General features: G+C 37.0%; 16 protein-coding genes. 1 reads left to right on the top strand and 15 read right to left on the bottom strand.

From position 1 onward, the window contains the following. Positions 1–343: 343 nt before the first annotated feature. On the bottom strand, positions 344–781 hold the full coding sequence (locus SB773_RS04730) for a peptidylprolyl isomerase (protein WP_000853785.1): 438 nt from the start codon (positions 779–781) through the stop codon (positions 344–346). Between the two features lie 187 nt (positions 782–968). On the opposite strand from SB773_RS04730, the gene SB773_RS04735 reads away from it, so the two are divergent. Then, positions 969–1,835: a DUF1002 domain-containing protein gene (locus tag SB773_RS04735; RefSeq protein ID WP_016100671.1), complete on the top strand. Its 867-nt coding sequence runs from the start codon at positions 969–971 to the stop codon at positions 1,833–1,835. Between the two features lie 31 nt (positions 1,836–1,866). Here SB773_RS04735 and SB773_RS04740 read toward each other — a convergent pair whose 3' ends face one another. From SB773_RS04740 to dacF, 14 genes are all read right to left on the bottom strand, one after another. Then, positions 1,867–2,670: a Cof-type HAD-IIB family hydrolase gene (locus tag SB773_RS04740; protein WP_002067045.1), complete on the bottom strand. Its 804-nt coding sequence runs from the start codon at positions 2,668–2,670 to the stop codon at positions 1,867–1,869. Between the two features lie 95 nt (positions 2,671–2,765). After that, positions 2,766–4,238, bottom strand: a complete 1,473-nt coding sequence (gene spoVAF / locus SB773_RS04745; protein WP_410588833.1) for a spore germination protein SpoVAF — start codon at positions 4,236–4,238, stop codon at positions 2,766–2,768. Next, positions 4,225–4,794 carry a stage V sporulation protein SpoVABEA gene (gene spoVAEA / locus SB773_RS04750; RefSeq protein ID WP_193645000.1) on the bottom strand — a complete coding sequence of 190 codons (570 nt, stop codon included), beginning with the start codon at positions 4,792–4,794 and terminating at the stop codon, positions 4,225–4,227. The genes spoVAF and spoVAEA overlap by 14 nt, the downstream gene beginning before the upstream one ends. Before the next feature lie 5 nt (positions 4,795–4,799). After that, positions 4,800–5,150 carry a stage V sporulation protein AE gene (gene spoVAE, locus SB773_RS04755; RefSeq protein ID WP_002192610.1) on the bottom strand — a complete coding sequence of 117 codons (351 nt, stop codon included), beginning with the start codon at positions 5,148–5,150 and terminating at the stop codon, positions 4,800–4,802. A gap of 3 nt (positions 5,151–5,153) precedes the next feature. Beyond that, positions 5,154–6,170 (bottom strand): stage V sporulation protein AD, encoded by a 1,017-nt coding sequence (spoVAD, locus tag SB773_RS04760; RefSeq protein ID WP_002192609.1) that lies wholly within the window; start codon positions 6,168–6,170, stop codon positions 5,154–5,156. Positions 6,171–6,183: 13 nt separating this feature from the next. Then, complete coding sequence (gene spoVAC / locus SB773_RS04765; RefSeq protein ID WP_002192608.1) at positions 6,184–6,642, bottom strand: stage V sporulation protein AC; 459 nt, start codon at positions 6,640–6,642, stop codon at positions 6,184–6,186. Positions 6,643–6,654: 12 nt separating this feature from the next. Next, positions 6,655–7,071 (bottom strand): stage V sporulation protein SpoVAB, encoded by a 417-nt coding sequence (gene spoVAB / locus SB773_RS04770; protein WP_000568664.1) that lies wholly within the window; start codon positions 7,069–7,071, stop codon positions 6,655–6,657. Continuing rightward, on the bottom strand, positions 7,064–7,684 hold the full coding sequence (locus SB773_RS04775) for a stage V sporulation protein AA (RefSeq protein ID WP_410588837.1): 621 nt from the start codon (positions 7,682–7,684) through the stop codon (positions 7,064–7,066). Before SB773_RS04775 ends, spoVAB begins: the two co-directional genes overlap by 8 nt. Before the next feature lie 116 nt (positions 7,685–7,800). Continuing rightward, entirely contained in the window at positions 7,801–7,899 is a 99-nt protein-coding gene (locus SB773_RS04780; RefSeq protein WP_000016829.1) for a methionine/alanine import family NSS transporter small subunit, read from the bottom strand. Continuing rightward, on the bottom strand, positions 7,899–9,425 hold the full coding sequence (locus SB773_RS04785) for a sodium-dependent transporter (protein WP_002014921.1): 1,527 nt from the start codon (positions 9,423–9,425) through the stop codon (positions 7,899–7,901). The genes SB773_RS04780 and SB773_RS04785 overlap by 1 nt, the downstream gene beginning before the upstream one ends. Positions 9,426–9,564: 139 nt before the next feature. Continuing rightward, on the bottom strand, positions 9,565–10,323 hold the full coding sequence (gene sigF, locus SB773_RS04790) for an RNA polymerase sporulation sigma factor SigF (RefSeq protein WP_002014922.1): 759 nt from the start codon (positions 10,321–10,323) through the stop codon (positions 9,565–9,567). Positions 10,324–10,335: 12 nt separating this feature from the next. Continuing rightward, positions 10,336–10,776: an anti-sigma F factor gene (spoIIAB, locus tag SB773_RS04795; protein WP_001243400.1), complete on the bottom strand. Its 441-nt coding sequence runs from the start codon at positions 10,774–10,776 to the stop codon at positions 10,336–10,338. Continuing rightward, positions 10,777–11,127 carry an anti-sigma F factor antagonist gene (gene spoIIAA, locus SB773_RS04800; RefSeq protein ID WP_002128957.1) on the bottom strand — a complete coding sequence of 117 codons (351 nt, stop codon included), beginning with the start codon at positions 11,125–11,127 and terminating at the stop codon, positions 10,777–10,779. A 165-nt stretch (positions 11,128–11,292) separates the two neighbouring features. Further along, positions 11,293–12,483 (bottom strand): serine-type D-Ala-D-Ala carboxypeptidase DacF, encoded by a 1,191-nt coding sequence (dacF, locus tag SB773_RS04805; RefSeq protein ID WP_002088461.1) that lies wholly within the window; start codon positions 12,481–12,483, stop codon positions 11,293–11,295. Between the last annotated feature and the right edge of the window lie 58 nt (positions 12,484–12,541).

Genomic DNA, 12,541 nt, shown 5'->3' on the forward strand with positions numbered 1-12,541 from the left:
GTCAAATATATGTTTCCACGCTATTTCTTTCTATTACACCGCTCAAAAAAGAGACAATACTATATAGGAACTAAAAGGAAAATCCCTTTCTCATCACATTTCACTTATTAACCACTTTTGAACAAAGTAGTTCTACCAAAAGCAATATGTTAAGAGAAATACATTTATTGAAGCATATAATTCGTACTCCATCCTATGTATTTTGTTAAAAGTTTGTTCTCATGAACAATATAATTTAACGTTAGTAGCCGTCCTATTTGTGTCATATACTTTAAAATATATACCAATCCCTGTTTATAGGAAATAAAAAAAGAGAGCAAAATCGCTCTCTTTTTCTCATAACTTATTCTTCCCAAACTTTAACTTCTTTCATTACATCGCCTTGACGCATGTTTAATACTGTTTCAATACCGCTTGTTGCTTTACCGAATACAGTATGTACGCCATCTAAATGCGGTTGTGGCTCATGAACAACAAAGAATTGGCTACCACCTGTATTACGGCCAGCATGTGCCATAGAAAGTGAGCCAACAAGATGTCTATGAGGATTTCCATCAGTTTCACATGGGATAGAGTAACCTGGGCCACCTGCACCTGTGCCTGTTGGGTCTCCACCTTGGCTTACGAAGCCAGGAATAACGCGGTGGAATGTCACACCATCATAAAATCCTTGCTCTGCTAATTTTTTAAAGTTTTCTACTGTTTTTGGTGCCTCTTCTGGGAAAAATTCTAAATCGATTTTTTCGCCATTTTCCATTAATATGTATCCTAAAGTTTTCATATGTATATGTCTCCTTTCAACTATCTCAGCACTATATTACCATATTCATGACGAGAAACAAAAAGAATCCGACAATCTGCATGCTTCTTTTTTGAAATGTGGAAGAAGCTAGGTGACAAATAAGAAAAATATACTATAATAACTGTGTTGCCCGAAAATTTAAGAAAGAGAAAGGGAGCGATTTTTCGTGAAAACGAAATTACTAGCTCTGCTATTAGCTGTAGCCGTATTTATTATGCCAACAGCTTCATTTGCAGACATCATTGAGGGAGAATCAATTGTTACACTAGGAGAAAACTTATCTGAACAACAGAAACAAGATCTTTTGAAAGAAATGAAAGCACCAAAAGATGCACAAATTATTACTGTATCTAATGCGGAAGAACATAAATTTCTAGAGGGCATCGTTCCAAAAGCGCAAATTGGTACGAGAGCAATTTCCTCTTCTATGATTACATACACAAAACCAGGGTCAGGTCTCATTGTACGCTCAAAAAACATTAATTCGATAACAGATGCAATGTACACAAATGCACTTATTACAGCAGGTGTGAAAGATGCAGAGATTCAAATTACTGCACCATTTAAAGTTTCAGGAACTGCTGCTTTAACAGGTTTAATGAAGGCCTATGAAACAACATCAAACAAAGCCATTCCTGAAGAAGTAAAAAAAGTAGCCAATGAAGAAATGGTACAAACAGCCCAGCTTGGTGATAAAATCGGCGAAGAAAAAGCAGTTCAACTTGTTGCAAAAATTAAAGAAGAAATTGCAAAAGAACAGCCAAAAACCACTGAAGATTTACGTTCATTAATTAAAAAAATTGCTGATCAACTTGGCATTACATTAACAGATGAACAGTTGGATAACTTAGTATCGTTATTTGATAAAATGAAAAATCTTAATATCGATTGGAACCAAGTTGGTAGCCAATTAGAAAAAGCAAAAGACCATGTGTCTGCCTTCTTAGGATCTGAAGAAGGGCAAAGTTTCCTAGATAAAGTAAAAGATTTCTTCTCTAGTATCATTGATTTCGTTAAATCTTTATTCAAGTAAAAAAGAAGCTCGCCAGTGACGAGCTTCTTTTTTATACAAGTAACGGTAATTTCATAATAGCTTCTTCAACCGAACGGACAACATGATTTGCTTTCTCCTTCACATACGGATGAGCATGATGGAGGGTGAAGGAGTGCGGGGTTACTTCAAACATAGAAATATCATTGAAAGAATCTCCAATACATGCAACTTCATTTGCTTCAATTTGTAAATGTTCCATTAATCGCTTCAGAGCGCTTCCTTTACTTACACCTCTTGGCATAATGTCAACATATCGCTTACCCGATATAAAGACTTCTGCTTCGCTATGAAATGTATCTCTCAACTCTTGATCTAATGCTACAATTTTTTCTTCTTCGCCAAAAACAAATAATTTCGCAGGATGTACAGTCTTCCCAAATTCCTCTTCTAACTCTTCTATTTCAGCAATATGCACTCCCATATACTCTTCAAAAGTATGGTGATGTTCATTCTTCCTTTTTGTATATCGCTGCTCATTTGCACAAACAATATCTGCTAGTCCCTTTTTATGTATATATCGATATATTTCCTGGGCAACCCCATCTTCAAAACTCGATTCATGAAATACTTTTCCATCCGGTAGTATCATTGTCGCTCCATTTAAACTAGTTGTGTAATACGGGAACGAAAACCTTTTTACCGCCTCATCAATTCGGTGAGTAAAACGGCCAGAGGCAAAACAAATATTTGTCCCGTTTTCAGCTAGCCAACAAAGCGCTCGTTCATCTTCTTTTTGCATATCATTCATATTGTAAACGAGTGTATCATCTAAATCACTTACAAATAGTTTAATCATGTCCTCTTCCCCTTCCATACACAATATCTACTCTAATTGTACAAAAAAAATGTTTGATTTTTGTTAAAAAAACAATAAATTTTCAATAAAAAATAAGCGGAGCATAATCCCGCTTATTTTTGTCTTCGCACATTTTGAGGTCTTACAATACTTGGACGCACTTTTAAACTAGACATAGTTGGACGGAGTAAAATTTTCGTTAACGCGCCCCAATCAAACGGTAAAAACGGCCATAAATACGGTGTTTGCAAGCTTTTTATAGATGTTAAAAATAGAATCAATATCGTCATTCCAATGACAAATCCCATTTCATGAAATATACCCGTCAAAATAATAACAAATAATTTTCCAATCTTATTCCCAAGCCCCAACTCATAACTTGGCGTAGCAAATGATCCAATCATAGAAACCGCTACATACAAAATAACTTCTGGTACAAACAAACCTACATCAATTGCAATTTGGCCAATTAATATGGCAGAAATTAATCCTGCTGCAGACGACAATGATGTCGGTGTATGAATAGCAGCCATCCTTAAAAATTCGAGTCCGATTTCCGCCATCAAAACTTGTAATAAAATTGGTAAATGTGTCATCTTATTCGGTCCAATGAAAGCAAGGCTTTCAGGCAAAAGAGTTGGATCAAATACAAAGACTAACCAAAACGGCAATAAGAATAACGAAAATATAACACCTAAAAAACGTACCCAACGTAAAAATGTACCTACAGCGGGATTTTGTCTAAACTCCTCTGCATGCTGTAAATGGTGGAAATATGTTGTTGGCGTAATCATAACACTTGGTGATGTATCAACGAGCACTAGCACGTGTCCTTCTAATAGATGATTTGCTGCTACATCCGGCCTTTCTGTATATCGAATAAGCGGGAAGGGATTATAGCTTTGCTTGACTACAAATTCTTCTACTGTTTTATCCGCCATCGTAATCCCGTCTACATCAATGTTATTTAATTCTTGTTTTATAATCTTTACTAAATCTGGGTTTGCAACATCTTGTACATATGTAATGCAAATATCCGTTTGCGATCTATCCCCTACTCGAATCATTTCATTTCGAAGACGTGGATCGCGTATCCTTCTACGAATTAACGCTGTATTTACAACGATATTTTCAACAAATCCATCCCTTGCACCGCGCACTACCTTTTCTGTATCTGGTTCTGTCGGTGTCCGCCCTGGATAACTACGAACATCTATTGCGAACGCTTCCGTTTCACCTTCCACAAATATAACAATGAGTCCTGATAATACTTGGAGCATTACATCATCCATCGTTTTTACTTTACTTACTTGTTGATGAATTAAACGATTCTCTAAAAGCTTTACTGTATCTTCTTCTACATCCCTTATTTCATTTGTATCCACCGCTTCTTCTAAAATAGGGATAATATAATTCGTATCACAAAGTCCATTTACAAATAACACACCAATTTCTTTATTTAAAATTTGAAATTTACGAATACCAACATCGTATGTAACACCTAGTCCAACTGTTTGCTTTAAGTAATTTTCATTATCACTTAAAAAAGATGAAATCGGGATATTCACTTTTTTAGGCTTCGTCATAAAACCCACTCCTTTCCAAAATTAATTGAATCGCTTTTCTAGTAATAGGTGATCCTCTCTCCCATTCATCATTTCCACACATCTTGCCAATATCACCGACCCCCACAATGACAGGAACATTCAGATCATCTAAACAATAAATCGTATCCCCACTAATCCTGCCAATGTCACCATCTGGGAGTCCAAATTTATCAACGCCATATTCTGTCAAATTCCCATTCCGATCTACACTTACATCTACACGCGCCCATTCCCAATGATGTGTATTAGATGCTACCGCTAAAATACCCAGTACATCAACTTGTTTATGTGTTGCGACATACTTTAACGCCTTTTCACCAGATCCTTCTCCTATAAATCCGCTGTCATCAAACATGACAAATACAGGGTCATATGGCGTTTGCATAATAAGCTCAACAACTTTCTTCCCTGTCAATTTGGTCGGATTACTTTGCGATGCTGAAATACACCTTCCCCCAAATTCCTTTGTTAACAGCTCAATTGTCCGCTTTGCATATTCATCTCCATCTGTGACCAAAACAACCCTTCGTCTCATTTGATTTATCCTTTCGGTTTACATATAAGTGCAACAAAAAATGAAAATAATATCGCTGCTGAAATCCCCGCAGATGTTAAGCTAAACATACCGATTCCAATTCCTAAATATCCATGTTTTTCTGCCGCATGCATTGCCCCATGCAATAGTGAGTGTCCAAAACTTGTAATAGGGACTGTTGCCCCAGCACCTGCAAATTTTATAAGCTTATCGTACAATCCGAATCCGTCTAAAATAGCTCCGGCGACTACAAAAGTTGCCATTAAATGTGCCGGTGTTAACTTTGCGAAATCTAGCAGCACTTGTCCAATTACACAAATAGCTCCTCCTACAAGAAATGCATATACAAAATCCACAATTCACTCTCCTTTAACGCTTTCAAACACAACACCATGTGCAATCGTTGGAATCGTTTCCTTCTGTTGCATCATCATGGGGCTTAATAGAGCTCCAGTTGCAACGACAAAAATTCTTTGTAAATTCCCTTTTTGCAGTTCACGCAATAAATGGCCGTATGTTACAACAGCTGAACAAGCACAACCACTGCCCCCTGCAAACACTTCTTCTTGATTCGAATTGTAAATCATTAATCCACAATCGTTGTATACATGCCCAAGATCATACCCTTCCTCAAGTAAAAGTTGTTTCGCAATTGGTGTCCCAACAGCTGATAAATCACCAGTAACAATAAGGTCATAATCAGCTGCACTTCTTCCCAAATCTTCAAAATGCTGTTGAATTGTATGAGCAGCAGCTGGTGCCATCGCTGATCCCATATCTAAAGGATTAGCAATTCCTAAATCTTGTACTTTGCCGATTGTTGCTGCTGTTATTTTAATTGCACTCTCCTCATTGCTAATCAATATTGACCCTGCTCCAGTAACAGTTGAGTTTGCTGTCTCTGGCTTTTGTCCTCCGTATTCTGTTGGGTAACGAAATTGTCTTTCAGCCGTCGCATTATGACTACTTACTGTCGCTAAGACACGATTCGCAAATCCACCATCTATAAATGCTGATCCAACCGCCAAAGTTTCCATTGACGTCGCACAAGCACTGAACATCCCTAAAAAAGGAATACCACAATCTCGAGCAACGTAATTTGCTGTCACTGTTTGGTTTAATAGATCACCTGCTAAAAAGAAATCAATTTGTGATGGTTTTATATTTCCTTTTTGCAGTGCTTGTTGAATCGAGTCTGACATTAACCTTCGTTCAGCAAGTTCCCAGTTTTCCTCTCCGCAATGTAAGTCAGAATATGAAATATCAAAATCCTTTCCAAGAGGGCCTTCAGCTTCTTTCGGACCGACAGCAGTACCAGTTGCATTCACGAAAATATCATTTTGAAATACCCACGTTTGTTTTCCTGTCAATCTCATACCCACCCCTCCTTTAAGACATTAAAATTTGAAATGTATATCTTATTAATCCGATAATGTATGCACCGACGACTCCAAACACAATGACACTTCCTGCAAGCTTAAACATGTTAGTAGCGACTCCTAGAACAATCCCTTCACTCCTATGTTCTAGTGCGGCACTCGCCATAGAATTCGCAAATCCAGTAACTGGTACTGCTGATCCCGCTCCAGAAAACTGCCCAATTTTATCATATACACCACACCCTGTTAAAATCGCTGATAGTAAAACAAGAGTTGCAACTGTCGGATTTCCTGCCTCTTGTTCACTAAAGTGAAAATAATGTATATAAAATTTCATCAATATTTCTCCGACTGTACAAATGAGCCCACCTACAAGAAATGCCTTCACACAATTTAGCAAATAGTTTGGCTTTGGATGGTACTCCTTCACTTTATTTATGTAATCATCTTTCAGTTTTCGCCTTGTCATATATATTGCCTCCTACTTTACGAAATAAATCCAGTGAAACAATGAGCCTATTACTTTTCCAAGTACAAGAGCAACGAGTAAAACAACAATTTTCCCCTCTACCCCGACTCGTTTCGCTAAAATAGGTAAAACATTTAATACTTCTGTTAATGCCGCAGCAAGCATTCCAATGAATGTGCCACAAAATAACCCTAATATTACAAGCCAATATTGCGATGTTTGAAATGTAATGTTTTTCAAACTACACCAAGCCCCAGTTAAAGTACCCGCAATGACAGCCCACTCAAAATATTGAATATGCTTTCCACTTCTCGTTAATTGAGCTAAGCGCGGGATAATACCGAGAACAGCTAAAAAGGCAACATATCCGCTACCTACTGCAATCCCGCCAGCTAAACCAATTAATATAACAAACCCACATTCAATCATCGGCAAGTTGTTTCGTGTTATCCTTGTTTTCATTAACAATTACATATTGATCAAGCGACTGCTGATATTGAAACATCTCAACTTCTAACGGACTAGGCTCTTCATTAATTCGCTTTTGAAATACATGATTAAAAAATAAAACCATACCTAATCCAAGACCTACTGAATATGGAACTTGAAATAATAGTGGTTGCTCCTTAAACTCTCCAGTAATCATGTAATATAACCGTTGATGTACTTGTTGCATACTTACATCCTCATGGAAATAAATTATTGCAAGGGCCGCTCCAATGAAAAGTAACAACCATACAAGTCCAAAGAAAATTGGGGGTACTTTCTTTTTTTCATATATAATTTCAACAAGAGTTTGTCCAGAACCCAGTAAATTAATTTGTACATGAGATGCTTTTTGTTGAATAATCTCAATTACTTTCATGACATCAATTACAACATGCGTCTTATCATGTGCTGTTATTTTGTAGACTATCTCATTTTGTAACGACTCAACTACAAAAGAATCTCCGGCAAGTTGAGCAACATCGCTCAGCTTTACTTCATACGTAGAAGACACTTTTAAGCGATTGCGCATTTTAATATAAATTGTTCCTTCCAATTTCCATTCACCCCTTCACTCTTCCTCGTAGTTGTAGTATGGTTATTGAATTTTTTTCTAATACAATTTTTTCATAAAAAAACATCTGTACCGCTTCGGTACAGATGTTTTTTAGTTTATGCCTTTTTCTTAAATAAATTTGCAATACTTAATGCAAGTCCTCCCCAAATGACTACCATACCTATAACCATCATCATAATCGCTGATCCACTCATCATGAAACACCTCGGTCCTTCCATTCTTTTTCAAGCTGGACAGAGTCTGAATGTATTTGTGCATTCCATTTCTTCAGACTAATGACTAGTGCAACTATAAGAAACGCTGCCGCTATCGACCAACCATACGTTACAACAAACTCTGTTGGATAACCTCCGTAGTTCTTTTTAATGTTTTGGATTGTACCATCAATTAACATATACCCTAACATAAGTGGAGTAATAACGAGTAAACTCACTCTCCAAAACGTTCCTAACTTTATATCAGATACAAAGTTTGCATGATTTTGATAAACTGGTAAACGGCGCAAGATTAATCCTATTGTAACTACTTCAACGAGTGCAATTGTAATCAATCCAAAATTGTTAGCGAAGTAATCAACAACATCTAGGAACATAAGTCCACCACGTGTTGCAAAAACAAGAGAAACTAATACTAATAGCGTTCCCATAATTCCAATCGTCTTTTGACGACTCAAGCTGAATTTTTCAGATACAGCGGCAAAGCATACTTCTGCAAGTGAAATGAGTGATGTAATTCCAGCAACAGTTAGAGATAAGAAGAATAATACACCAAATAACGGCGACATCGGTAACTCATTAATAATTTGCGGGAATACTACAAATGCAAGTCCTACACCAGCACTAGCTACTTTATCAACCGGTACCCCCATGTTATTCGCCATAAATCCAAGAGCTGCAAAGACACCAATACCTGCCAATAATTCAAATCCTGAATTTGCAAATCCTGTAATAAAAGCATTATTTGTTGTATCTGAGTTTTTCGGTAAATAACTAGAATACGTAATCATAATTCCGAATGCTAAAGATAAACTAAAGAAAATTTGACCGTAAGCAGCAAGCCATACTTTCCCATCAAAAATACGACTCCAATCTGGTTTAAAAAATGCATCTAGCCCCTGCATCGCACCTTCCATCGTCACTGCACGAACAACGATAATAAGGAACATAACAACTAGTAAAGGAATAAAAATACGGTTAACAACTTCGATTCCTTTTTTAACTCCTTTAAACGCAACACCAAGCACAATAATCCAAACGAGAGCTAACGGAATTAATACTTCTGGTACGAGCCCCCCGAATTGTCCTGGCTTATCTGCAACATGTAAATATTCTTTAAATAAAAATGATTGCGTGTCTTTCCCCCATGCTCCAGTAATTGCAAAGTACGTATACGAAATAGACCAAGCAATGATTACAGCGTAATATGTTGAAACAATAAATGTCACACACATTTGCCACCATCCAATAAATTCAGCACGTCGATGAATACGGAAGAATGTAAGTGGCGCCGAACCACGATGACGATGCCCAAGAGCAAACTCGAAAGCTAACAATGAAATACCCGTCGTTAATAATGCAAATAAGTACGGTAAAAAGAATGCGCCTCCCCCGTTTTCATACGCTGTATAAGGAAAACGCCATATATTCCCTAGTCCAACAGCGGAACCGATTGCTGCAAAAATAAATCCAGCCCTGGTTCCCCATTGTTGCCTCGTTTCCATGTTTCCTTCCCCCTTTGTGACAAGTTCATACTTGGATTATAGTTTAAATTAACTAAATTATCAATAAATTCTGTAAATTTTTTATCGATAGTTGGAATCTTCTCCTTTTCGTGACAATAAAAAAAGATCGAATAGATAGCTATTCATCTATTCGATCTTTCATCTGTTTTAATATTTTCTTTTCAAGTCTTGAAACTTGTACTTGCGAAATGCCTATGCGCTCCGCTACTTCTGATTGGGTTTGGTCTTTATAATAGCGCAAATACACAATTAGCCTTTCTCGTTCATCCAATTCTCTAATTGCTTCTTTTAAAGCAATTTTATCAAACCATTTCGTTTCCGATTGATCTGCAATTTGATCTAAAATAGTAATTGGATCTCCGTCGTTTTCATACACAGTTTCATGTATCGACGAAGGAGCACGACTCGCTTCTTGCGCCAGAACAACTTCTTCCGGCGTTAGTTCAAGAGCCTGTGCTACCTCATTAATCGTTGGAGCCCTTCCAAATTCTTTCGAAAGCTCGTCTCTCATCTTTCGGACTTTGTTTCCTGTTTCTTTTAAAGATCTACTTACTTTCACTGATCCATCGTCACGTAAAAATCGTTGTATTTCACCGATAATCATTGGAACTGCATATGTTGAAAATTTCACGTCGAAAGATAAATCAAATTTATCTACCGATTTTAAGAGTCCAATACATCCAATTTGAAATAAATCGTCTGGTTCGTATCCTCGATTAAGAAATCGCTGTACAACCGACCATACGAGACGCATATTACTTTGAACGATTGTATCTCTCGCTTGTTGATCTCCATCTTGACTTTTTTGAATTAACGCTTTTAGCTCGTGGTCCTTTAACTGAGGTTTCTTCTTCTCATTTCTGACCTCTATGTCCATTGGCTATTCTCCTTAATTGCATAGAGCGTTACTATTTGATAAGTATTTTGTCAAATGGATTGTTGTCCCGAAAGATTCGTTTGAAATAACTTCTACTTCATCCATAAAATTTTCCATGATAGTAAATCCCATTCCGGAACGCTCTAATTCAGGTTTAGTTGTAAAAAGGGGTTGTCTTGCTTCATCTAAGTTAAAGATACCAATCCCTTCATCTCGAATCGTGAGTTTCACCATCGCTTCTTCCAAAATCACTGAAATATAAACAACACCTTCTGCATTTCCTTCATACCCATGAATAATTGCATTTGTAACCGCTTCTGACACAACTGTTTTAATCTCTGTTAGTTCTTCCATCGTCGGGTCTAATTGCGCAATAAAAGCAGCTACCGTAACACGAGCGAATGATTCATTCTGACTTAACGCTGAAAATTGAAGGTTCATTTCATTTCTCATCTACGCCACCCCCAACGTCGCGAGCGCATGCGCTTCACTTTCTTCTAAACGAACAATTTTGAATAGACCTGACATTTCAAATAAACGTTTAACGGGCGGTGAAATTGCACAGACAACCATCTCTCCACCTAATCCCTTTACATGTTTATATCGGCCTAATATAACGCCTAAACCAGAACTATCCATAAATGTTAAGTTCTCTAGGCTCAAAATAATATGATGAACACCATGTGTCTCAATCATATCTGTGACTTTCGTTCGCAACTCTTCAGCAGTATGATGATCTAACTCGCCCTCTAGCCTCACACATAAGACGTCACGTTTTACTTCTAAATGCATGGAAAGACTCACACGATTTCCTCCTTATGCTCAAACTTTACTCATTAACATAAGATTTTCGTGATATAAAATCAGAATCCTTCCTACTGACAAAAGAAGAACTATTTCGTCATAAAGTGAAACCTTTCAGCAATTATTTCAGTAAATACGAACAGAAAAACATCAAAATTTCCGCCGCTATTTTGATGTTGAAAACATCCCAAAACTTCTTTTAAATAACTCCCACCAGCTCGCTGCCTCAACATCTTCTTTCGCTACAATTGTTTGTTTTAATAAAACATCTTTATCTCTTTTAATAACAAGTGTCCCAAGTGCATCACCTTTTTTAATCGGTGCCTTCACTTTCTTTTCAGCAATCACTTCTTGTTTAACTTTGTCCATATTTTCGCCCTTCTTCATAAGAAGAGACACATTGTCTGACGCAACTAAATCTACTTTTTCTTCCTTACCTTTTCCTACTTGTACAGTCTTAATTTTCTCACCACGTGTATATAATTTCTTTGTCATGTATTGTCCAAATGCATAATCAAGAAGCTTCGTTACTTGATTGTTCCGCTCTTTTGATGTAGGTGCTCCCATTACAACTGAAATAACACGCATACCATTTTTCTCAGCCGATGCCGTTAAACAATATTTCGCTTCTGTCGTAAAGCCTGTTTTCACTCCATCTACTCCAGGATAAAAACGTACTAGCTTATTCGTATTAACAAGCCAAAACTTCTTATCCGTATTTTCACGTAAATAGTCTTCATATTTACCTGTGTATTTTCGAATAAGTGGATACTTCATCAACTCTTTCGCCATAATAGCCATATCATTCGCTGTAGAATAATGATCTTTCGCCGGGAGACCTGTCGGATTTTGAAAATGTGTATTTTTCAATCCTAGATCTTTCGCTTTTTTGTTCATCATATTTACGAAACCTTCTTCTGAACCAGCGATATGCTCAGCTACTGCAACAGATGCATCATTTCCAGATGCAATTGCAATGCCCTTTAACATTTCATTTACAGTCATCTCTTCCCCAGGTTCTAGAAAAATTTGTGATCCGCCCATTGAAGCTGCGTGTTCACTCGCTCTAACTTTATCGTTTAGTTTTAGTTTTCCTTTTTCAACTTGTTCCATAATTAATAGCATTGTCATAATCTTTGTCATACTAGCAGGTGGTAACTTTTCATTCGGATTTTTATCAAACAAAACTTTACCTGTATCTTGCTCAATTACGATCGCTGACGACGCTTGTTCCGCTAACTTCGGCGTGGTTTCTTCTGTTTTTTCCTGCTTCGTTTTCTCAGATTGTGCGAAACTAACTGAAGTACCAGAAAGCAATAACATGAAACAAACAAGTATTCCAAAAACTCGCTTCATGACTAACCCTCCATTCTATATCAAACTTATTTTTTCCAATTTATACATTTTTAATACC

Origin of the sequence: Bacillus sp. SIMBA_074 (assembly GCF_046534555.1) — a bacterium.
GTDB classification, from domain to species: Bacteria; Bacillota; Bacilli; order Bacillales; family Bacillaceae_G; genus Bacillus_A; species Bacillus_A mycoides.

Coding starts and splice junctions, on each gene's coding strand:
- SB773_RS04780 (WP_000016829.1), bottom strand. CDS start 7,899: ATGAGTGGATCAGCGATTATGATGATGGTTATAGGTATGGTAGTCATT.
- SB773_RS04730 (WP_000853785.1), bottom strand. CDS start 781: ATGAAAACTTTAGGATACATATTAATGGAAAATGGCGAAAAAATCGAT.
- SB773_RS04740 (WP_002067045.1), bottom strand. CDS start 2,670: ATGGAAGGGGAAGAGGACATGATTAAACTATTTGTAAGTGATTTAGAT.
- spoIIAB (WP_001243400.1), bottom strand. CDS start 10,776: ATGAGAAATGAAATGAACCTTCAATTTTCAGCGTTAAGTCAGAATGAA.
- spoVAB (WP_000568664.1), bottom strand. CDS start 7,071: ATGATTGAATGTGGGTTTGTTATATTAATTGGTTTAGCTGGCGGGATT.
- sigF (WP_002014922.1), bottom strand. CDS start 10,323: ATGGACATAGAGGTCAGAAATGAGAAGAAGAAACCTCAGTTAAAGGAC.
- SB773_RS04785 (WP_002014921.1), bottom strand. CDS start 9,425: ATGGAAACGAGGCAACAATGGGGAACCAGGGCTGGATTTATTTTTGCA.
- spoVAD (WP_002192609.1), bottom strand. CDS start 6,170: ATGAGATTGACAGGAAAACAAACGTGGGTATTTCAAAATGATATTTTC.
- spoVAC (WP_002192608.1), bottom strand. CDS start 6,642: ATGACAAGGCGAAAACTGAAAGATGATTACATAAATAAAGTGAAGGAG.
- spoVAEA (WP_193645000.1), bottom strand. CDS start 4,794: ATGAGACGAAGGGTTGTTTTGGTCACAGATGGAGATGAATATGCAAAG.
- dacF (WP_002088461.1), bottom strand. CDS start 12,483: ATGAAGCGAGTTTTTGGAATACTTGTTTGTTTCATGTTATTGCTTTCT.
- spoVAF (WP_410588833.1), bottom strand. CDS start 4,238: ATGACGAAGCCTAAAAAAGTGAATATCCCGATTTCATCTTTTTTAAGT.